The sequence below is a fragment of the Erwinia sp. AC075 genome, assembly GCF_979253995.1.
This window is the reverse complement of sequence record NZ_CEEDEU010000001.1, coordinates 591,531-611,798: the sequence shown is the minus strand read 5'-3', so window position 1 is coordinate 611,798 and position 20,268 is coordinate 591,531. Positions and strand designations below refer to the sequence as shown.

Sequence of the window (20,268 nt, the reverse complement as noted above, 5' to 3'; positions counted from 1 at the left end):
TCGGCTAGTAAATTGGTAAAAAAAATGCGGCTACCTGAGCAGCCGCTTAGTGGCATTCAATGCTTTATCAAATGACGTATCCGGGTCGTGAATTTTTGCCATCAGCGAAGCGCCAAGCCAGAGCTGATACAGTTCTTCACCAAGATCTTTGGCATCTTCATCGCCGGCTAACGAGCCATCCTGCTGACCCTGAAGGATGCACGCGGAGATCCTATCCACGATTTCACGTGTGCCTATGGCCAAAACGCTTCGCATGCTGTCGTACTGATCGCACACTTCCGCGCCAAGCTTGACCACAAGACACTTGCTCTCAGGGAGATCGGCACCTTGTGTGACTTTCCAGAACGAAAAGTATCGCAGCAGGCGCTCTCTGGCGGGTTCGGAACCACGCAGTTGCTCATCGACCTGAACCAGGTAGTTGCTGAAATAGTGCTCTAACAAGGCCTCAGCAAACTCTTCCTTGGACTGGAAGTAATAATAAAACGATCCTTTGGGGATCCCGGCGGCTTTGACAATCTCAGCCAGACCGACGGCGCTGTAGCCTTTATGTGTGATAAGCGTCCGGGCAACATCAATGATGTGCTGACGCACGTTAGCCGCTTGTTTTTTCATAGTCCGGATAGCATAGCGATAAAACTGACCGGTCGTCTAGTTTCTTGGGTGGCATTTTGTGCGGTCATAATTTTTCGCATGGCAGCAGACGTGACGCATACTGCCCGGTTGCTCTCAGGCTTTCCGGCGTGGCCCCATCTTTGGCCTCGATCGACATGCCCTCCAGAAGCGTGTTCAAAACGGTAGCTAACGCGGCGGTAGCGGTATCAGAAGGCAGCTGCTTCTCGGTTACAGCCCTGCGCAGACGCTTTTCAAACAGGTCTTTTCCTTCCTGCCTGAGCACGCTGACTGCTTCGACGACGTCAGCGGACTCTTGAGAGACATTGATGGCCGCAAGCACCACCATGCAGCCGCAGGGTACGGAAGGAGAAAGCAGAATGCCTGCCGCTTCGCTGAAGAAATGATCAATCGCCTGCATGATATCGGGCTCTTCTTCAAGCCGCTCCCAAGTTGCCTTCCAGTAGACCCTTTCGTAATAGCTCACGGCCTCCAGGAAAAGTTTCGCCTTATTACCGAAGGCGGAGTACAGGCTCGGCGGATTAATTTCCATCGCAGCGCAGAGCTCGGCAACCGAGGCGGGCTCAAAGCCTTTACGCCAGAAAATGTCCAGCGCCCTGATCAGGGCCCTGTCGCGATCAAAGCTGCGCGGCCGCCCTTTGGGCTTTTCGCTGGGTACTCCTGCAGTTTTCATTTTCACGTCGGGCATAAAATCATTCTCTTGACATATTACATAGCGATCACTATACAATAATAACATTACATAGTGACTACTACACAAAGATAAAATGCCTATGTCAGATCTTGCCTTCTCCTCAGCCACTGTCTGCAATCCGCCGTTGCGGCGGGACTGATGCTGCTGTTCGTCTTAAAAATGATTTTCAACCGAATCACGGGCATCCCTGCGGATACCCACCACAACAAAACCGGAGACAGATGATATGACCAACGTAACTTATGTGCAGGAATACAACGCCATCGTGGAAGTGCTCAGCCAGTACAACGAAGGCGGAAAGCAGGCCAGGAGCGAAATAATGAAGCCCGCGTTCAGCGAGCAGGCCACCATCTTTGGCGTTGACGGTGATGCAAACCTCACCGGCGGTCCTATTCAGGGACTTTTCGACACCATCGATACCGTTTTCCGCCCATCCCCGGAAGCGAAGGCCGCAATCGTGCACGTTGATATCGTAGGCACCGCAGCAAGCGCCCGCGTTGATACCGACGATATTTCGGGCTTTCGCTTCACGGACTTTTTCAACCTGCTGAAGGTCAACGGGCGATGGACCGTAGTGAGCAAAATTTACCATACTCACACCGCTTCCTGACATCAGCCATTCCACCTTCATCCGCCGCGTCTGCCCCCAGACGCGGCGAAATCCAGTGAGGAAAAAACATGAGCCAGAATATCCAAACCGTTCCTGTTTCTGCCTGTGAGGCCGTTCTTGACATGGCAGTGCGCCGACACGATTGAAAACCAAAGTCGCATTTCATGAAGTAGCTGATAATGTCAGCGATGATTTTAATTTATCAATAAAAGTGCTGACCCGGAGAGGCAGGTAGCGTGTTGTTGGTAGAACAGCCCAGACGGATAAATCCTGAGGTCTGGCATCTGACAGCTCAATCTCAACAAGTGTGCCCTGGCGGATTTCTTTCATGACATCCCAGCGGGTAAGTTGTGCAAGTCCCATACCTTGAGCACAGAGTTCTCTTACGCCCTCAACGTTATCCGAAATGAAACGTCCCCCAACACGAATCCTGAAAACTTCACCACCACGTTCAAAAATCCATTGAGATACGCTGCTTAGTCTCAGGCAATGATGCTTCATTAAATCTTCTACCGATTTAGGCATGCCATTAACTTTTAAATAATCTGGTGAAGCACAGATTACGCGAGGGCTGTCAGCAATTTTGCGGGCTATAAGTGTGGAATCTTTTAACGGGGCAATACGTATTGCTACATCGATGCCTCTCCCGACAATATCAATCACATCTTCACTTAGCTGAAGATCGATACTCAGCTCTGGATTATCTGCCAGTAATTCAGAAATGAGAGGCAAAATATTTCGGCGCCCGAATCCTGATGGTGCAGTGATTCTGAGCAAACCTGCTGCGCCTTGTGTTGACGGAGAAAAAAGTGCTCGGGCTCCCTTCTCTGCCTCAATAAGTGCCTGGGCATACGGCAGGAATTCCATGCCTTCCTGAGTTAATGAAACAGATCGAGTGGTTCTCTGTAACAGCCGTGTTCCTAGCTCGCGTTCAAGCGATGCGAGGCGTCTTGAAACCGCCATTGCTGTAATACCCTGTCGTTTCGCCGCCTGAGTAAGGCTTCGTGTTTCAGTTATTACGAGAAACAGCGATACATCATGAAGATTCATGTTGACCCCGATATATGAAACATTGCAACTGTCGTTGATTAAGCCAATAGAAGCGTAATTATAACGAAAAGCGTTATACGGCCTTATCATTTCGCCCTGTTTATGAGCCATTCAACAATGATTATATTGTATTCATGATTTAATATTAAGGAAAACTCATGAACGCATTACCCCTTTTCACTCCCAGCAGTATCGGTAAAGTCACCCTAAAAAATCGTCTCGTGGTAGCGCCTATGACTCGTGTCACCGCCTCTGAAGAAGGGGTAGCAAGTGAACGTATGAAGGCATATTACGAAGACTTTACCCGTGGTGGATTTGCTCTGGTTATATCTGAAGGCATTTATATTGATCAGGAATGGTCTCAGGCCTATGCCTTTCAGGCGGGATTAACCAGCCCGCAACAGGTTGCAGGCTGGCGTGACGTCACGGATGCAGTTCATCAACAAGGCGGCCATATTTTTGCCCAAATTCAGCACTCAGGCGCGCTATCACAGGGTAACTCTTTCCGTGAAGGAACCGTTGCACCCAGTGCACTTCGGCCGGTTGGCAATCAAATGACATTTTATCGCGGGGAAGGTGAATATCCTGTTCCTCGGGCACTTAGCGAAGAAGAAATTCAGGGCATTATCAGCAGCTTTGCCGATGCCGCGTCCAACGCTGTAAACCAGGCTGGCTTTGATGGGGTAGAAATTCATGGTGCAAATGGATATTTACTCGATCAATTCTTCACGGATTACACTAATCTGCGCACTGACTGCTGGGGTGGTGATATCGCAGGCAGACTTCAGCTTATCCTTGAAGTAATTAAGTCTGTCCGACAACGCTTAGGTCAGGCTATCCCAGTAGGTATCAGAATATCTCAGGGGAAAGTAAATGACTTCTTCCATAAATGGGCTAATGGTGAAGACGATGCACGCATAGCGTTTACGCTACTCGCCGAATCCGGTATCGATTATCTTCATCTGACCGAATATGAAGCTTGGCAGCCGGCATTCCCCGGTAACTTACTCTCACTGATTGAACTGGGACGTAAATATGCCCCCAACCTCACCATTATGGCTAATGGTAGTCTTCATGATGAATGCCGGGCATTGCAGGTTATGGAAATGGGTGCAGATTTCATAGCTTTGGGTCGTGGTGCGCTGGCAAATCATGACTGGCCACAACGAGTTGCCAACGGCAAAAGCGTTCGGGAGTTTGATAACGCGATCCTCGGACCCATAGCGAATATTAAGGATTCTGAACTTTCTGTATAACTCTTCTCTCCCCGGGTAACTTCCCGGGGGGTAATGTCATCGTTGTCATAAGCCGTCCGCTCTTGGCACAAGGCAGCCTGGCGTGGACGCATAGTCCGCTATGATCGAAAAGCGGAGATGACACCCAAGGGACGGTTTGAATAAGTGTTGTCCTGTCACCCGGTTTAGGCTGATGCTTTTTTTAGCATGATGCTTTATGTTGGTCACATTCATCCTGCAGGGTATAACCATGATAATAGTAGAGAAATCAGATCCATTTTCTTCAGATTCCCTTCGCTTGATCGAATTGCTATCCGCAGAACTTGCCGCGATTACTGGTGATAACGGTAAAAGTCATTTCACCGCTGAAGCAATGAGTGGTGACAAAGCGTTATGGGCATTAGCAAAAAATTCTCAAGGCAAAGCTATAGGATGTGGTGCGATACGGCCATTGACGCAAAAGATAGCCGAGCTTAAAAGAATGTTTTCAGACCGAAGTGTGTCAGGGGTTGGCGGTGCCTTACTCACCTTTCTGGAAAAATCTGCAAAAGAGATGGGATATATCGAGCTCAGGCTGGAAACCCGACGCATCAATTATCGGGCCGTCAATTTCTACGAGAAAAATGGTTATATCCGTATTGAGAATTACGGCCCATATATCGGTAGGACAGACGCTGTCTGTTTCTCAAAGGCATTGCGCTGATTGAGTTAATTAGTTCTGACGTCAGCTTCTGGCACTAAGCAGCCAATGCAGTAACGGAAAAGTGATCATCAAAAGTTAGTCAGCACGATCTTGCCCTGAATGCTCCCCAGTGCAGCACGCTGATGAGCAGCCGACGCCATGGCTAATGGGTAAGTGCTGTCAATAACAACCCGGATCGTTCCGTCGTCCAGAAGGCTGCCGGCAGTAGCTAATTGCGCACCATTTGAGCGTACCTGCGTGATTGAAACCGTAATGTTCTTTCTGAGCGCCTCCTCCTGTCCGGCAAACCCCAGAGGGTTGACGAGAAACAACGCGCCTCCCGGTTTGATACACGTCAGGAAGCGCTCCATATTTGAACCACCAACGGCATCAATCACAAGATCGACATTTTTCACCGCGGTTTCGGCGGCAACTTTGGTGTAGTCAATAAACTCATCTGCCCCCAGCTCACGCATAAGCTCCTCATTTCGGGAGGAAGCCACGGCGATTACTCGCGCACCTTTCCACCTGGCTATCTGCACCGCAAAATGCCCAACGCCTCCACCGGCACCGTTTACCAGCACCGTCCGGCCTTCTAATGGGACAGGTGTATGCCTGAAGGACTGAAAAGGATTGGGAGCATCGTGACCCAGCTCGACAAGGAACTGCCAGGCAGTAAGAAGCGACATTGGCGCACCCGCAGCCTGAACATGTCCGATACGTTGGGGTTTCATTGCCAGCTCTGAGGAAGGTACGCTCACGTAGTCAGCATAGGCGCCGCTGCCCTGCATTACCCCCTGAGGAAAACGTACCATTGAGTAAACCTCGTTGCCGATGGTGAATTCCGAAACATCCTCACCGACGTCTACAACTACGCCTGATATGTCTGTTCCCAGAATGAGCGGAAAGGTCGAGTCAGGCCACCATTCAGGCGGGAGCGCCCGATAACCGTCGCGCAAATACCAGTCCGGTGGATTAAGGCCGGCCGCATGTACTTTAACAAGTACTTCATTGCTTCCCACCACTGGACGGGTTGTCTCGCCATACTGCAGGTTCTCAGGCCCACCAAATGCATAAAGCTGAACTGCTTTCGTCATGTCAGTCATCACAATCTCACTTAAAGGTAATCAGATGACCGATGATAAGCCTGAAATCTGACATTGATAATCAGGCTGAATTTCGCTTTAATTGTGCCATGAAGGAACAAATAGGTTTTGAAAGACTCACAGGTTTAATTGCATTCGCTCGTGCTGGCGCTCTCGGCAGCTACACTGCTGCTGCCCGTTCCCTGTCAGTCTCACCTTCAGCAATCAGTAAGAGCATCCAGCGACTGGAGACGCAACTTGGCATTACCCTGTTTACCCGAACGACACGTTCGCTGGTTTTAACCGCAGAAGGCCGTGAGCTTCACGAGCGGGCTTTACGATTGCTTCAGGATGCAGACGAGATTGAGCAGATAGCGAAACGCGCGCGCGCGGAGCCCGCAGGGACACTGCGTATTGCGGCATCGTACCCGATCGGTCTGCATATGATTGCTCCTGCACTTCCGCAATTCTGCGCGCTTTATCCAAAAGTGAAAATTGACTTGCGGTTGAGCGATCGCGTGATCAGTATCGTGGATGAGAGCATTGATATTGCCGTCCGGCTTGGCGATCTTGACGATTCAAATCTTCTGTCGCGCCGTCTCTCGCCGTACCGCCTGGGGTGTTACGCCTCGCCTGAATATCTTGCCAGTTGCTCTGCCCCTGAAAATCCAAACGACCTCATGAGCCATAAAACGGTAAACCTGCGTTATCAACAAACAGGGCAGCTTTTTCGCTGGCCTTTTCAGGTTGGGGAACGGGAGACAGAGATTTTGCCATCGTCAGATGTTGTTGTTGATGCCAGCGAAGCCGTACTGGCCTTAGTTGCTGCAGGAGGCGGAATAGGCATGGCGACGAGTTTTATGGCTGAATCATGGGTAAAGAATAAAAGACTGGTTCCGATCCTGACCGCTTTCGCTGTTGAGCGGCATAATATTACGGCACTTTGGCATGAAAGCCGGCGGTCTAACCCGGCCGTTCGTGCATTGCTGGATCATCTTATTGATCGCTGTTAGGCGGCCTTAGAGTATGGAATTAAAGCCCACGCGATTCATACATTGCTTTGATAAATTATTGGCTATCACCAGCCGCCCCGGCCAATAACTTTTCAGAATTCTGATTGTTAATCAGTAATGAACCAACCCGCCGTCAACTGCATACTGACTGCCGGTCACGTAGGATGCATCGTCGGAAAGCAGGAAGAGTGCAACTGCAGCGGCTTCTTCGGCTGTTCCGACTCGGCCCAAAGGAACCTGGCTCACCACAAAATCCTCGAACTGCTGACGAGACTCCTCAGGCATAAAATGTCTGAAGTTGGTCTCAATGGGACCCGGTACCAGTGTATTGGCGCGAATGCCGCGTTCAGCCAATGCAGATGCCCAGCTTTTAACCATCGCCACAACGGCGCCTTTCGTTGCTGCGTAGAGGCTGGTCATTGCCGCACCTTCATAAACAGATGAAGACGAGGTGACAAGAACCGAAGCGTTGGGGTTGAGTGAATCGGACAATGCTGCCAGCTGTAGCATCGGGCCGCGGACATTCGCGTTCATCATGCGGTTAAACGCATCTGCCGTTACAGACTCCACAGAGCCTACCTCTGCAAAGCCAGCATTAAGCCACAAACCATCCAGCGAGCCCCAGCCGCTTATCGCTCTCTGCAGCGCGCTTATGTCTGCTTCGCTTGCCGCATCGCTTTTCAGAATAAGCGATGTCTCAGGCAGCAGGCTGCGGGCGCGTTCCAGCCTTTCTTCATTGAGCCCTGTAATGGCGACATGACCGCCTTCCCTGACAATGCGTTGAGCACCTGCCAACCCCATCCCGCTGGTACCGCCAGTAATCAGTATGCGTTTTCCCTCAAATCTGCTCACGTTTACTCCTTCATTTGGCTTTAAAATCATCAAATACCTTACGCAAAAGGAACATCAGCCGTCATCTGTTTCCACATGAAACGATGAATTTTCGGTTTCGAGGTCTGATTTTTACCTTGCAGAGAAAACTTTTGAACGCTCAAAACATAAAGCGAAGCGTATAAACCGGCTTAATATTTCCGAGAAATATCGCTGTTTATAACTCTGGCATCGGTTTGGCAATGCTTCAAAAGCGCATCCCAGTCATCAGGGGGTTCGCCAGACTTCAGCATCCGTTCAAATACCGTATAGGCATCTGTTTTCGAACCATAAGCGCGAAGCGTGCCGAAATCATTTACCCAACCAATAATGATGGTTCTGTGGGGCACGCTGAAGCGGAAGAATAACCGAAACTGCTGCAGGAATTTGACGCGGTACCAGTGCCGGTAATCCTGGCCTAAGGTATTGCCCTGCCGAAAGTGGCTGTCCAGTGGATTGGCCGGGATCACCCGAGTAATGATTTGCTCAATCGCCGCCAGCAGCTTGGTTTCTTTCTTTTTGTGATAGCCCTGAGGATCCTTTTTTTTCAGCGCCAGGACCTTATTTTGAAGTTCAGCCAGCTGCGTCAGAAAACAGGAATGAAAATAGAATTTCCATCCATTAATCTCCAAATACTCCATGTCGCCTCCTGCTCCATGTTGCCTGCTACTCATCGTCAGTCAGCGGCCCGTCTAAATCGACCTCAACGCCAGCAGTCAGTTGCTGGATCCCTGCCCAAAATTCTGCTGGCACTGCATGGATATGATGCGGGTTGGTCATCATGCCGTTTTCGAGGAAAGCCAGAAACTGCGGGACCACCGGATCTTCCGCTTCTTCTTCTCGTCGGGACATAACGACTTTACCGCCGGGCAGCAGAGCGTATTCAATGAATTCTCCCGGCTTCAGTTGCAGCGCATCGCGAATCGCTGCGGGAATGGTGGTCTGGCTACGCTCAGTGAGTCGGGACTCCGCGCGCAAAGACACGTCTGCCATGTTTATATTCATTATTTTCTCCTCGACGCCTACCCATTATCGGGTCGCGGATTATCAAACCGCCTGGCGTCTTCAAGCCTGTAACGAGCGTAATGCATCTGCATTATGCAATGCAAGTGCATTACTGGCTATTTTTTCAGCGCCCTGATTCTGCACGCGTTGATTAAGGCTGACCCTTGGGCAGCGCGGCAAAGAAGTCCGCATGGCTCGGCTGGCGGGTTTGCTGCAGGATTTCTGTCAAGGCCACCAGCGGATCGTCGTTCCAGTCGGCACGAATATCGGTGCTGGCGTATTCACGGTCATGCCAGACCTGGAGCGCAGCCGATTTCAGTCCACGGCGATCGCCACCCGCCGCGGCTCCGGCGCACATCGCCGCCAGCAACCGGTCGGCAAAGGGCAACGCTGACTGCTGCTGATAAACGCCCATCATCTCCTGCAGCGTGTCCGGCCCGGTCAGTAAGTTTCCTCCGACCGTGCAGGCCGTCGATTCAAGGCTGTCGGCAAATTCGCCACACTCGCCGCCCGTCCAGTGGGCAATGCCGCCAAGACAATCGACGATCATCAGCTGCCTGCGCGCGGCCTCGGGATCGTCATCCAGCAAGGTACGCATCACCTGCGCAGCCCCCTCGCCTGCTTTAAGCAGTGCCAAACCGCGCACGCCATACAGCGGATTGGTCATCGCCTGGGTGGCAATGGCGCCGTTTTGCGCGCGGCCATGGATCACCAACGCCCCGACGGCGGGCCCGGCGGTCGCGGTTGCCACGCCCAGCGCGCCGGTTTGTGGATCGCGTGCGACGATTGAAAAAGTCATCCCGATTCCTCGCGGTCAGATCTAATTTATATGTATAAATTATTGCAATATTGTTTATTTATACGCATAAATAAAAAACACAACAACGCTTATTCTTTCACCTGTTGCTGAAGAGGCCGTGATGCTGAGTGCGATAACCGGAAATTTGTTAAGCAGAAAATGGCTGCCCGCGTCAGCGCTTCTGGCTCTGCTGTGGCTGCCCGCGTTGCAGGCGAAAACCCCTGCCGATGCGCTGTTAATCGGCCAGGTGGCGGAACCGCAGTCGCTGGATCCGCAGGTGGCGACGGCGGCGAATGACTCCCGCATTCTGGTCAATATTTATGATGGGCTGGTGCGCAATGGCGAAGGCAAGCTGGATATCGAACCGGCGCTGGCCACCAGCTGGGAGATCGCCCCGGACGGCCTGACCTACCGCTTCCATTTACGGCAAAACGTCCGTTTTCAGGACGGCACGCCGTTCAACGCCGAAGCCGCCAAATTCACCTTCCAGCGCATGCTCGATGATAAAAATCCGTGGCACAACACCGGCCCCTTCCCGCTGTCGTTCTTTTTCTCCTCGATAAAATCGATAGAAACGCCCGATCAGCTGACGCTGGTGTTTCACCTCAGCGAGCCTTTTGCGCCACTGCTGTCGAATCTGGCGACGCCGACCGGGCTGATCGTCTCGCCCACTGCGGTAAAAAAGTACGGCAAAGAGTTTGGACGCCATCCGGTCGGCACCGGCGCGTTCACCTTTAGCGAATGGCAGCCAAACCAGCGCGTGGTGATCAAAGCAAATGCCGGTTACTGGGATGGCAAACCGGCGGTAAATAACGTGGTGTTCCGCCCGATCACCGACGGCAATACGCGGGTGGCGGAAATGCTCTCCGGCGGCATCGATGCGATGGTGGAAGTGCCGCCCGACACGGTGAAATTGTTTAAGGAGAAAAGCAATCGCTTCCGTCTGTATGAAACCACCGGCCCGCACGTCTGGTACGTGATGCTCAACACCCAGGTTCCGCCGTTTAACGATCGCCGCGTGCGTCAGGCGGTTAACTACGCCATCAATAAACAGTCGCTGGTCGATAACATCCTGCAAGGCTCTGCCAGCGTGGCGGATGGCCCGATACCTTCCGCATTCGGTTGGGCAGCCAACAAGGCGGTACAGCCCTGGCCGTACGATCCGCAGAAAGCACGTCAGCTGCTGAAGGACGCCGGAGCCGAAGGCGCCACCCTGACCTTTTATGTCACCGAAGGCGGTTCGGGCATGCTGGATCCGCTGCCGATGGCCACCGCCATTCAGGCCGATCTAAAAGCCGTCGGGCTGAAGGTCAATATTCAGAGCTATGAGTGGAACACCTATCTGGCCAAGGTCAATGCCGGGCTGGATAACCACACTCAGATGGCCGAAATGGCGTGGATGACCAACGATCCCGACACCCTGCCGTTCCTGACTTTGCGCACCGATGCCTGGCCGAAGAAAGGCGGATTTAACTCCGGCTATTACAGCAACCCTCAGGTCGATCGGCTGCTGCAAAAGGCGCGACTGACCACCGACACGGCGGCGAGGGCCACCCTCTACCGGCAGGTTCAGCAAATTGTGCATGACGATGCGCCGTGGATTTTCGTCGCCAACTGGAAGCAGAACGCCGTGACCTCCACGCGCATCGCGCACTTTGCCCTGCAACCCAACTTTAACCTGTTACTCAACCGGGTGACCAAACACTGATTTCAGAGCGGAGCGTGGTTATGTGGAGCTACCTGTTAAAAAGGCTGTTATCAACCGTGCCGGTGTTTATCGGCCTGTCGCTGATTGTGTTTGTGATTATGGCGATGATCCCCGGCAACCCGGCGCAGGCGTTACTGGGCGCCTGGGCTACCCCGGAAAATGTCGCGCGCATCAATCAGGAGCTGGGGCTGAACAAGCCGCTGTGGCAGCAGTATCTGATTTGGGTCGGCAATATGCTGCACGGGAACTTTGGCCGATCCTATGTGCTTAATCGCCCGGTGATTGATGAAGTGATGCAGCGCCTCGGCAACACGCTGATCCTCGGCGGAAGCGCGCTGTTAATCAGCACGGTGTTGGGCTTGCTGGCGGGGATTGTCTCAGCGGTAAGGCAGTTCGGCTGGGGTGACCGGCTGATTACCCTGCTGGTGCTGATCGGCATTTCGCTGCCGTCATTCTGGATTGGCCTGGTGATGATTATGCTGTTTGCGGTCCAGCTGCAATGGTTCCCGGCCTCGGGTATGTATGCCATTTGGGGCGGTGGCGGCTGGCTGGATCTGTTGCAGCACCTGGCGATGCCCGCCGTAACGCTGGCGATTGTCGCCACCGGCGTGATTGCCCGCCTGACCCGCACCGCGATGCTGGAAGTGCTGCGTCAGGACTTTATCCGCACCGCGCGCGCCAAAGGATTGTCCGAGCGCAAGGTGATCTATGGCCACGCTTTCCGTATGGCGCTGGTGTCGGTGATCCCGGTGATCGGCATTCAGGCCGGATTTGTGCTGGGCGGCGCGGTGTATATCGAAACCGTCTTCCAGTGGCCGGGCCTTGGCGCCATGCTGGTCAACGCCGTTTCCACCCGCGATCTGCTGCTGGTGCAGGGCGGCGTACTGGTCGCGGCCTGCGCCTATGTGTTGATCAACCTGTGTGCCGATATCCTGCAGGCGCTTCTCGACCCGAGGTTAAAATCATGAGCGAGACACTCTCACCGACGCGTCAGCGCCGTTCAGCCTGGTCGCTGCTGCTGGCTAACCGGCTGGCAACCCTCGGGCTGATTATTCTGACCCTTTCCGCGCTGGCCGCACTCTGTGCCCCGCTGCTGCCGCTGGCCGATCCGGATGCCACCGATTTACTGAAGCGCCTGCTGCCGCCGTTGTCACCCGGCCACCTGTTAGGCACCGATCCGCTGGGCCGGGATGTGCTGTCCAGGCTGGTGTGGGGCACCCGGGTTTCGCTGGCGGTCGGCATCAGCGCCACCCTGCTGGCGGCCTTTTTCGGCACGCTGATTGGGCTGATTGCCGGCTACGCTGGCGGCAAGGCCGACAGCCTGCTGATGCGCTTTATCGATATGCTGATGGCGTTTCCCTACATCCTGTTAGCGCTGGTGATTGTGGCGGTGCTCGGCCCGGGTCTGCTTAACGCGCTGTACGCTATCGCCGTGGTCAACATTCCGTTCTTTGCCCGTAATATCCGTGGCCTGACCGTCGGCCTGCGCCAGCGTGATTTTGTGCAGGCGGCGCGGCTGTCCGGCAAAAACCATACGCAGATCCTGTTCACCGAGGTGCTGCCCAACGTGTTGCCGGTGATTGTCATCACCCTGTCCACCACCGTCGGCTGGATGATCCTTGAAACCGCCGGCCTGTCGTTCCTCGGGCTGGGCACGCAACCGCCGGCGGCGGATTTAGGCTCGATGCTCGGCCAGGGCCGCGCGCAGATGTTTAGCGCGCCGCACGTTTCGGTGGTGCCAGGGGTGATGATTTTTCTGCTGGTGATGAGCTTTAACCTGCTGGGCGATGGCATCCGCGATGTGCTGGATCCGCGTCTGAAGTCCGGCGTCTTGCTCAGAGCCAGAGCGGTGACCCGCGTTACCCGACCGGCCATCCCGGCCGCCACCCAGGGCGAGGCGGCGTTACTGGAAGTGGTCGACCTGGCGGTGAGCTTCCGTTCCGGCAGCCAGTTCCAGCCCGCCGTTCGCGGCATCAGCTTTCACGTTAAGCGCGGCGAATGCCTTGGCCTGATTGGCGAAAGTGGCTCCGGCAAAAGCGTGACCGCGCTGTCGGTGATGGGCCTGGTGGCTTCCCCGCCGGGCGAAATTACCGGCGGCGCGATTTATGTCGCGGGTGAAGAGATGCTGTCACTGCCGCAAAAAACGTTGCAGCAGCGTCGTGGCGCGCGGGTGGCCTATATCTTCCAGGATCCGCTGACCACGCTGCATCCGCAGATGAGCATTGGCAGCCAGCTGATTGAAGCCATTCAGGCCCACCAGCCGTTAACCTCCGCCGCTGCGAAGGCCAAAGCGCTGGAGTTGCTGACCAGCGTTGGCATCCAGGACGCGGCGCCGCGTTTTCATGCCTATCCGCATCAGCTTTCCGGCGGACAGCGCCAGCGGGTGGGAATTGCGATGGCGCTGGCTAACGATCCGGACATCATTATCGCCGATGAGCCCACCACCGCGCTGGACGTCACCGTGCAGGCCCGCATTCTGGAGCTGCTGCAACGTTTACGCCGTGAACGGGGCCTGACGCTGCTGTTTATCACCCATGATTTTGGCGTTATTGCGCAGATTTGCGACCGGGTCGCGGTGATGCGTTTTGGTGAAATCGTCGAAACCGGCGATACGCAGCAGGTGCTGGATCATCCGCAGCACGACTACACCCGCCGGCTGATTGCCAGCGTGCCGAAACTGGGCCAGGGACGTCAATTTTTGCAGCAGGTCGCCGGATTGTATCCCGCCACCGTGAAGGAGGGATGATGAGCAACGTGATTGAAGTGAAAAATCTGGTGAAAACCTTTGGCCGTAAAGGCCGTTGGTTCGCGGCCGGTGACCACCAGGTGCACGCTGTTAAAGGGGTATCGCTGCACCTTGCCGCCGGGGAAACGCTGGCGGTGGTGGGTGAAAGCGGCTCGGGCAAAAGCACCCTGGCCAGAATGCTGGTCGGCCTGGAAACGCCGACCTCCGGCAGCATCGAATTGATGGGCCAGCCGCGCCCGCAGCAGGCGAAAGCGTCGGGCCGCACCATTCAGTATGTGTTTCAGGATCCGGTGGCGTCGCTAAACCCGCGCAAAACCATTGCCGATATCCTGGCGATCCCGCTCAGCCATCTCTGCGGATATTCTGCCGCACGGCGCAAAACCCGCATGCTGGAACTGATGGAAGCGGTACAGATGCCCGCCGATGCCCTGCTCGGCTATCCGCATGAATTTTCAGGCGGCCAGGCACAGCGTCTGGCCATCGCCCGCGCGCTGGCGGCGGAAGCACGGATTCTGGTGCTCGACGAGCCGGTCAGCGCGCTGGACGTCTCGGTGCAGGCGCAGGTGTTGCTGCTGCTGGACCAGCTGAAAACGCAGTTCGGCCTCTCCTACCTGTTTATCAGCCACGACCTGGCCGTGGTGGAATCCATCGCCGATCGGGTGGCGGTGATGTATCGCGGAGATTTGGTAGAATGCGCACCGAACGAGGTGTTGTTTGCCTCTCCTCAGCACAGTTATACCCAAACGCTGCTGGCCAGCGCGCCCCGGCTGTAAAGGACATAATGCGATGAATGCCGAAAAAATCCCGCAGGCGGACCCCGTCCGTCGCAAGCGGACCGATGAAATTGTCGATGCGATCAAAGAGAGCATCGTGCGCGATAACCTGCTGCCCGGCGATCGCCTGCCGCAGGAAAAGGATCTCGCCAGCCGTTTTGCTGCCGGGAAAAGTACCGTGCGCGAAGCGTTAAAATCGCTGGAAGTTCAGGGGCTGATCCGCACCAAAACCGGCCCAGGCGGCGGTGCGTTTATTGAATCCATGAGCGACAACCGCGCGATGAGCCTGCTGTCGAACTACCTGTTCACCCGCGAGCTTTCCATCGCCAATATCTATGCCCTGCGCAAAGCCCTTGAGCCACTGGTAGCGGTCAGCGCCATCGACAATATTGATGCCGCCGGATTTGAGCAGCTGCATACGCTGATAAAAATCTACGATCATGAACCCGCTGACGAGCAGGAGCGCTGGAACCAGCGCATGGCCGAGCTGGATTTTCATGGCGTGGTGGCCAGTTATTCCGACAACGTGCTGCTGGCGTTTCTCTGTCACTTTTTGCAGCGGTTGCTAAAGGATCTGGCGGTGTGCAAAGACATTTATCAGCGCCCTGAGCCGGTCAACCGCCGCGCGGGCATTGAGTATCAGTATCGCCTGATTGAGGCCTTGCGCCGCAAGGATGCCGGTGAAGTCGACCGGATCATGACCGAGCATATGCAGCATGCGGAGAACGCCATGCTGACGCTGGAAGCGACGCTGGAAGAGCGGTTTTTGAGTGAAAAGCCTGCTGCCGATCGCGAATAATCTTAAGTTGCTCAGCAGATTAGCTTCTCCCGAGGCGGCCTGCGCTAATTTCAGCTACCATGCTGTGAAGTTAACGTGAAACACCGACCAGGGAGATACCATGACTCAGCCTTCTGCCCCCAAGGGGTTGTCCGTCGCCGAGGCGCTGGACAAACTTGATGCCCTGTATGAAGAGGCCGTAACCGCCCTGCGTACCGCCATCAACACCTATATCAGCAGCGGAAAATTGCCGGAAGAGTCGGCTCGCGCGAATGGACTGTTTGTCTATCCTGAACTGCGCGTCAGCTGGGCCGGCGATGAATCCGGTCGCCGGCTGACCCGTGCCTTTGGCCGCTTCACCCGTCCGGGAAGCTATGCCACCACCGTGACCCGCCCGGCGCTGGCCCGTCACTACCTTTCGGAACAGCTGGAAATGCTTACCGGGGAATATCCGGTCACGCTGGAAGTGAAACCGTCAAAGCAGGAAATCCCCTTCCCGTACGTGATTGACGGTTCGAACCTCGGCCTCGATCGCACCATGAGCGCCGGGCTGGCCAAGCATTTCCCCACTACCGAGCTGGCGCAGATTGGCGATGAAAATGCCGATGGCCTGTATCAGCCGGGTGAAGAGTTCCCGCTGTCGCATTTCGATGCGCTGCGCACCGACTTCTCACTGGCCAGGCTGCGTCACTATACCGGCACGCCGGTTGAGCATTTCCAGTCCTATGTGCTGTTCACCAACTACACCCGCTATGTCGACGAGTTTGTGCGTTGGGGCTGTGAGCAGATCGCCGATCCGGCGTCGCCTTATGAAGCCCTGTCCTGCGCCGGCAGCATTTTCGTCACCGCCGAGACGCCAAACCCACAGGAAGCGATTTCCGGCCTGGCCTGGAAGAACCACCAGATGCCTGCCTGGCATCTGATTGCTAAAAATGGTCAGGGCATTACGCTGATCAATATCGGCGTGGGCCCGTCGAATGCCAAAACCATTTGCGATCATCTGGCGGTGCTGCGTCCGCACACCTGGCTGATGATTGGTCACTGTGGCGGCCTGCGCGAAAGCCAGAGCATCGGCGATTACGTGCTGGCGCATGCTTACCTGCGTGATGACCATGTGCTGGACGCGGTGCTGCCGCCGGATATCCCGGTGCCGAGCATTGCCGAAGTGCAGCGCGCGCTGTATGACGCCACCAAGCATGTCAGCGGCATGCCGGGCGACCTGGTGAAACAGCGTCTGCGTACCGGCACCGTAGTCACTACCGACGACCGTAACTGGGAGTTGCGCTATTCCGCCTCGGCGCTGCGCTTTAACCTCAGCCGCGCGGTTGCGGTGGATATGGAAAGCGCCACCATCGCCGCGCAGGGTTATCGCTTCCGCGTCCCTTACGGCACGCTGCTTTGCGTTTCCGATAAGCCGCTGCACGGCGAAATCAAGCTGCCGGGCCAGGCCAACCGCTTCTATGAAGGGGCGATTTCCGAGCACCTGCAAATTGGTATCTGTGCCATTGATTTACTGCGGGCGGAAGGCGACAAGCTGCACTCGCGTAAGTTACGCACCTTCAACGAGCCGCCGTTCCGCTAGGTTATACCAGGCGGAAAGAAAACAGCCGTGGCAGACATGCCGCGGCTGAATGATGACTTCCGGTTAAAGCGCCGCGAATGCAGGGCAGCCAGACCGGTCCCCTCTCCCGTCATCGCCCCGTGATCTCCCCGTTATGTCCCACCCAGATAGGCGCTTCTGACCTCTGGATTGACCAACAGCTCCTGCCCGCTGCCGCTCAGGCGAATCTGCCCGTTAACCATCACATACGCCCGATCCGACAGCTTAAGCGCATGGTTGGCGTTCTGCTCCACCAGAAACAGCGTCATGCCGCCTTGCGTTAGCTCGCGCAGGATCTGGAAAATCTGCTTCACCACAATCGGTGCCAGTCCCAGGCTGGGTTCATCCAGCAGCAGTAATTTCGGCCGGCTCATCAGCGCCCGGGCGATGGCCAGCATCTGCTGTTCGCCGCCCGACAGCGTCATCGCGCGCTGGCTGCGGCGTTCCTCCAGTCGGGGAAACAGGTCATACATCCGCGCTTTATCTTCATGTTGGTAACGGCTGCCGATCGGGATGGTGCCCATCAGCAGGTTCTCCTCCACCGTCATATCGGGGAAGATGCGTCGTCCTTCAGGCGCCTGCGCAATGCCGTTGCTGGCGATAAAGTGGGTGGATTTGTGGCTGATATCCTCGCCGCGATAGAGGATCTGTCCGGCGGCAATCCGCGGCTGGCCAAATATCGACATCAGCAGCGTTGACTTGCCCGCGCCGTTGGCGCCGATCAGCGAGACGGTTTCGCCTTCGTTGACCGTCAGCGAAATCTCCTTCAGCGCCTGAATCGGGCCGTAAAACACGTTCACCTTGCGGAACTCCAACATCGGCTGGCTCATCCGGCGATCTCCTCTTCGTCTGCACCCAGATACGCCGCGATGACACTGACGTTGGTCTGGATCTCGCTGGGTGTGCCGCGCGCAATCACATCGCCGTGGTCCAGCACGATCACATGGTCGGATATCTCCATCACCATGCCCATATCATGCTCAATCAGTAGCACCGTCACGCCATGTTGCTGACGCAGAAAACGCACGATTTTACTCAGCGCCTGCGTTTCCACCGGATTGAGCCCGGCAGCGGGTTCGTCCAGACAGATCATCTCGGGCCCGGTGCACATCGCGCGGGCAATCTCCAGCCGCCGCTGCTGGCCATAAGAGAGCGTTCCCGCCAGCCGGTTGGCACAATCCACCAGGTTCACCACCTCCAGCCAGTAAAAGGCGCGGTCCAGCGCCTGATTTTCCGCCCGACGGTAACCGGGCGTATTCAGGATCCCGGCCAGCAGATTGCGGTTGGCCTGCATGTGTTGCGCCACCAGCAGGTTCTCGACCACCGACATTTCGCGGAACAGGCGGATATTCTGGAAGGTACGCGCCAGTCCGGCCCGGTTGACCAGGTGCGTGCCGCCAAACATTTTGTAGTAGATGCGGGAACCGAGGCGCGCGGGATTAATGAAGTCCGCCGGGCGGATCTTCTGCCCCAGCACCTGGATCACATCGGTCATCCGCGACTGCGCGTTCAGCACAATCGAGCCGCCGGTGGCCTGATAAAACCCGGTCAGGCAGTTAAACACCGTTGTTTTTCCCGCGCCGTTCGGCCCGATTAAGGCGGTTATTGAGCCGCGCTCGACGTCCAGATTGACATCATTCAGCGCCTTGATGCCGCCAAAGTGCATCATCAGATGTTCAACACGCAGGATGCTGTCGCTCATGGCGCCACTCCTTTTCGTGTTGGCACCCCGACGCGGCTGGTGCGGACCAGGCCTCGCGGCCGCCAGATCATCATCAGCACCATCAGCACGCCAAACAGCAGCACCCGGTATTCGGCAAAGCTGCGTAAAAGCTCAGGGGCCACGGTCAGCACAAAGGCCGCCAGCACCACGCCAAGGGTGGAACCCATACCGCCCAGCACCACGATGGCGAGGATCAGCGCGGACTCAAAGAAGGTAAACGAGGTCGGGTTAACAAAGCCCTGATAGGTGGCGAAGAACACCCCGGCAATCCCGGCGGTGGATGCGCCCATCATAAACGCCGAGAGTTTGACCAAAACATGGTTCAGCCCCATCGCGCGGCAGGCAATCTCATCTTCACGCAGCGCTTCCCACGCCCGGCCAATCGGCATGCGGGTCAGGCGATGCTTAATAAACAGCACCAGCACCACCACCAAAATCAGCACCGTGTAGATAAAAATAAACTTCAGGTTGGGGTTATAGGTGATATTCAGAAACTCGTGGATCGGTACGCCGCCGTCCTTCGCCCGGCGCCCAAACTCCAGGCCGAAAAAGGTCGGTGAAGGCACCGAGACGCCGTTTGGCCCACCGGTGAAGCTCACCCAGTTGGTGAGTACCAGCCGGATAATCTCGCCAAAGCCCAGCGTCACAATCGCCAGATAATCGCCGTGCATACGCAGCACCGGAAAACCCAGCAATGCCCCGGCCAGCGCCGCCATCACCGCACCCAGCGGCAGCATCGCCCAGAAGCCCAGCCCAAGGTACTGATAGCCCAACGCCAGGCCATAGGCACCGATGGCGTAGAACGCCACATATCCCAGGTCCAGCAGGCCCGCCAGCCCCACCACAATATTCAGCCCGAGGCCGAGCAGCACGTAGATCAGGCCCAGAATCGCCACGGTTAGCAGATACTTTGTTGCAATAAACGGGAACAGCATGCCCAGCACCAGCAGCAGCGGAATGATCCAGCGCATCCGGCTGCGGTAATCCGCTGGCCGCACGTAGACGCCATCGTCAGCCCCTTCAAAACGGGCAACAAATTTACGGCCGGTGGTGCTTTGCAGCGTCAGGCTCAGCAGCAGCTTCCCCGCCATCACCACGCCCACCAGCACCGCCACCCGCTGCGGCGACAAATCGTAGCTGTAGCCCTTCAGCACAATGCCAACTATCGGACCAAACACCACCAGCGCACAGAGCCCGGCCAGGACCGTATCAATCAGGCTTTGTTTTATATTCAGGCCCGGCTTAAGAGAAGCATCCGTCATCATTA

Annotated in this window: 21 protein-coding genes; 10 read left to right on the top strand and 11 right to left on the bottom strand. The window is 55.7% G+C overall.

Annotation, left to right across the window (positions count from 1 at the left end; genetic code table 11):
- Nucleotides 1-30: 30 nt before the first annotated feature.
- Together AC0IXH_RS02795 and AC0IXH_RS02790 are read right to left on the bottom strand one after the other, a co-directional pair.
- Nucleotides 31-612 carry a TetR/AcrR family transcriptional regulator gene (locus tag AC0IXH_RS02795; protein ID WP_013202863.1) on the bottom strand — a complete coding sequence of 194 codons (582 nt, stop codon included), beginning with the start codon at nt 610-612 and terminating at the stop codon, nt 31-33.
- Between the two features lie 64 nt (nt 613-676).
- Entirely contained in the window at nt 677-1,318 is a 642-nt protein-coding gene (locus tag AC0IXH_RS02790) for a TetR/AcrR family transcriptional regulator (protein ID WP_013202864.1), read from the bottom strand.
- 232 nt (nt 1,319-1,550) lie between these two features.
- Here AC0IXH_RS02790 and AC0IXH_RS02785 point away from each other — a divergent pair, with 232 nt between their 5' ends.
- Nucleotides 1,551-1,934, top strand: a complete 384-nt coding sequence (locus tag AC0IXH_RS02785) for a nuclear transport factor 2 family protein (RefSeq protein ID WP_013202866.1) — start codon at nt 1,551-1,553, stop codon at nt 1,932-1,934.
- A gap of 162 nt (nt 1,935-2,096) precedes the next feature.
- Here the strand turns inward: AC0IXH_RS02785 and AC0IXH_RS02780 are convergent, their stop codons facing one another.
- The gene (locus AC0IXH_RS02780; protein ID WP_471719908.1) at nt 2,097-3,095 is read right to left on the bottom strand and encodes a LysR family transcriptional regulator; all 999 of its coding nucleotides are present in this window, start codon (nt 3,093-3,095) and stop codon (nt 2,097-2,099) included.
- 47 nt (nt 3,096-3,142) lie between these two features.
- On the opposite strand from AC0IXH_RS02780, the gene AC0IXH_RS02775 reads away from it, so the two are divergent.
- Together AC0IXH_RS02775 and AC0IXH_RS02770 are read left to right on the top strand one after the other, a co-directional pair.
- On the top strand, nt 3,143-4,240 hold the full coding sequence (locus tag AC0IXH_RS02775; RefSeq protein WP_471719907.1) for an NADH:flavin oxidoreductase: 1,098 nt from the start codon (nt 3,143-3,145) through the stop codon (nt 4,238-4,240).
- A gap of 229 nt (nt 4,241-4,469) precedes the next feature.
- The gene (locus tag AC0IXH_RS02770; protein WP_471719906.1) at nt 4,470-4,922 is read left to right on the top strand and encodes a GNAT family N-acetyltransferase; all 453 of its coding nucleotides are present in this window, start codon (nt 4,470-4,472) and stop codon (nt 4,920-4,922) included.
- A gap of 68 nt (nt 4,923-4,990) precedes the next feature.
- Here the strand turns inward: AC0IXH_RS02770 and AC0IXH_RS02765 are convergent, their stop codons facing one another.
- Nucleotides 4,991-6,007, bottom strand: coding sequence for an NADP-dependent oxidoreductase (locus AC0IXH_RS02765; RefSeq protein ID WP_471719905.1), 1,017 nt, complete (start codon nt 6,005-6,007; stop codon nt 4,991-4,993).
- Nucleotides 6,008-6,096: 89 nt separating this feature from the next.
- Here AC0IXH_RS02765 and AC0IXH_RS02760 point away from each other — a divergent pair, with 89 nt between their 5' ends.
- A complete protein-coding gene (locus tag AC0IXH_RS02760; RefSeq protein ID WP_471721111.1) occupies nt 6,097-6,999 on the top strand; it encodes a LysR family transcriptional regulator in 903 nt (300 codons plus the stop codon).
- A 111-nt stretch (nt 7,000-7,110) separates the two neighbouring features.
- Here the strand turns inward: AC0IXH_RS02760 and AC0IXH_RS02755 are convergent, their stop codons facing one another.
- The 4 genes from AC0IXH_RS02755 to AC0IXH_RS02740 form a co-directional block, all read right to left on the bottom strand.
- Nucleotides 7,111-7,851 (bottom strand): SDR family oxidoreductase, encoded by a 741-nt coding sequence (locus AC0IXH_RS02755; protein ID WP_471719904.1) that lies wholly within the window; start codon nt 7,849-7,851, stop codon nt 7,111-7,113.
- A gap of 170 nt (nt 7,852-8,021) precedes the next feature.
- Entirely contained in the window at nt 8,022-8,510 is a 489-nt protein-coding gene (locus tag AC0IXH_RS02750) for a type II toxin-antitoxin system YhaV family toxin (RefSeq protein ID WP_346566655.1), read from the bottom strand.
- 25 nt (nt 8,511-8,535) lie between these two features.
- A complete protein-coding gene (locus AC0IXH_RS02745) occupies nt 8,536-8,874 on the bottom strand; it encodes a type II toxin-antitoxin system PrlF family antitoxin (RefSeq protein WP_471719903.1) in 339 nt (112 codons plus the stop codon).
- 151 nt (nt 8,875-9,025) lie between these two features.
- Complete coding sequence (locus AC0IXH_RS02740; RefSeq protein ID WP_471719902.1) at nt 9,026-9,673, bottom strand: DUF1028 domain-containing protein; 648 nt, start codon at nt 9,671-9,673, stop codon at nt 9,026-9,028.
- A 121-nt stretch (nt 9,674-9,794) separates the two neighbouring features.
- On the opposite strand from AC0IXH_RS02740, the gene AC0IXH_RS02735 reads away from it, so the two are divergent.
- From AC0IXH_RS02735 to AC0IXH_RS02710, 6 genes are all read left to right on the top strand, one after another.
- Nucleotides 9,795-11,381: an ABC transporter substrate-binding protein gene (locus AC0IXH_RS02735; RefSeq protein ID WP_471719901.1), complete on the top strand. Its 1,587-nt coding sequence runs from the start codon at nt 9,795-9,797 to the stop codon at nt 11,379-11,381.
- A gap of 20 nt (nt 11,382-11,401) precedes the next feature.
- On the top strand, nt 11,402-12,349 hold the full coding sequence (locus AC0IXH_RS02730; protein ID WP_471719900.1) for an ABC transporter permease: 948 nt from the start codon (nt 11,402-11,404) through the stop codon (nt 12,347-12,349).
- On the top strand, nt 12,346-14,127 hold the full coding sequence (locus tag AC0IXH_RS02725) for a dipeptide/oligopeptide/nickel ABC transporter permease/ATP-binding protein (RefSeq protein WP_455864871.1): 1,782 nt from the start codon (nt 12,346-12,348) through the stop codon (nt 14,125-14,127). The genes AC0IXH_RS02730 and AC0IXH_RS02725 overlap by 4 nt, the downstream gene beginning before the upstream one ends.
- Nucleotides 14,127-14,900 carry an ATP-binding cassette domain-containing protein gene (locus AC0IXH_RS02720; RefSeq protein WP_013202879.1) on the top strand — a complete coding sequence of 258 codons (774 nt, stop codon included), beginning with the start codon at nt 14,127-14,129 and terminating at the stop codon, nt 14,898-14,900. The genes AC0IXH_RS02725 and AC0IXH_RS02720 overlap by 1 nt, the downstream gene beginning before the upstream one ends.
- Nucleotides 14,901-14,913: 13 nt before the next feature.
- Nucleotides 14,914-15,699, top strand: a complete 786-nt coding sequence (locus tag AC0IXH_RS02715) for a FadR/GntR family transcriptional regulator (protein ID WP_013202880.1) — start codon at nt 14,914-14,916, stop codon at nt 15,697-15,699.
- Between the two features lie 100 nt (nt 15,700-15,799).
- A complete protein-coding gene (locus tag AC0IXH_RS02710; RefSeq protein WP_471719899.1) occupies nt 15,800-17,260 on the top strand; it encodes an AMP nucleosidase in 1,461 nt (486 codons plus the stop codon).
- 131 nt (nt 17,261-17,391) lie between these two features.
- Here the strand turns inward: AC0IXH_RS02710 and AC0IXH_RS02705 are convergent, their stop codons facing one another.
- From AC0IXH_RS02705 to livM, 3 genes are read right to left on the bottom strand one after another with little or no spacing between them, the layout of a single operon-like run.
- Nucleotides 17,392-18,108 carry an ABC transporter ATP-binding protein gene (locus tag AC0IXH_RS02705; protein ID WP_134824524.1) on the bottom strand — a complete coding sequence of 239 codons (717 nt, stop codon included), beginning with the start codon at nt 18,106-18,108 and terminating at the stop codon, nt 17,392-17,394.
- A complete protein-coding gene (locus AC0IXH_RS02700; protein ID WP_346566649.1) occupies nt 18,105-18,980 on the bottom strand; it encodes an ABC transporter ATP-binding protein in 876 nt (291 codons plus the stop codon). The genes AC0IXH_RS02705 and AC0IXH_RS02700 overlap by 4 nt, the downstream gene beginning before the upstream one ends.
- Nucleotides 18,977-20,263, bottom strand: a complete 1,287-nt coding sequence (livM, locus tag AC0IXH_RS02695) for a high-affinity branched-chain amino acid ABC transporter permease LivM (protein ID WP_471721110.1) — start codon at nt 20,261-20,263, stop codon at nt 18,977-18,979. The genes AC0IXH_RS02700 and livM overlap by 4 nt, the downstream gene beginning before the upstream one ends.
- Between the last annotated feature and the right edge of the window lie 5 nt (nt 20,264-20,268).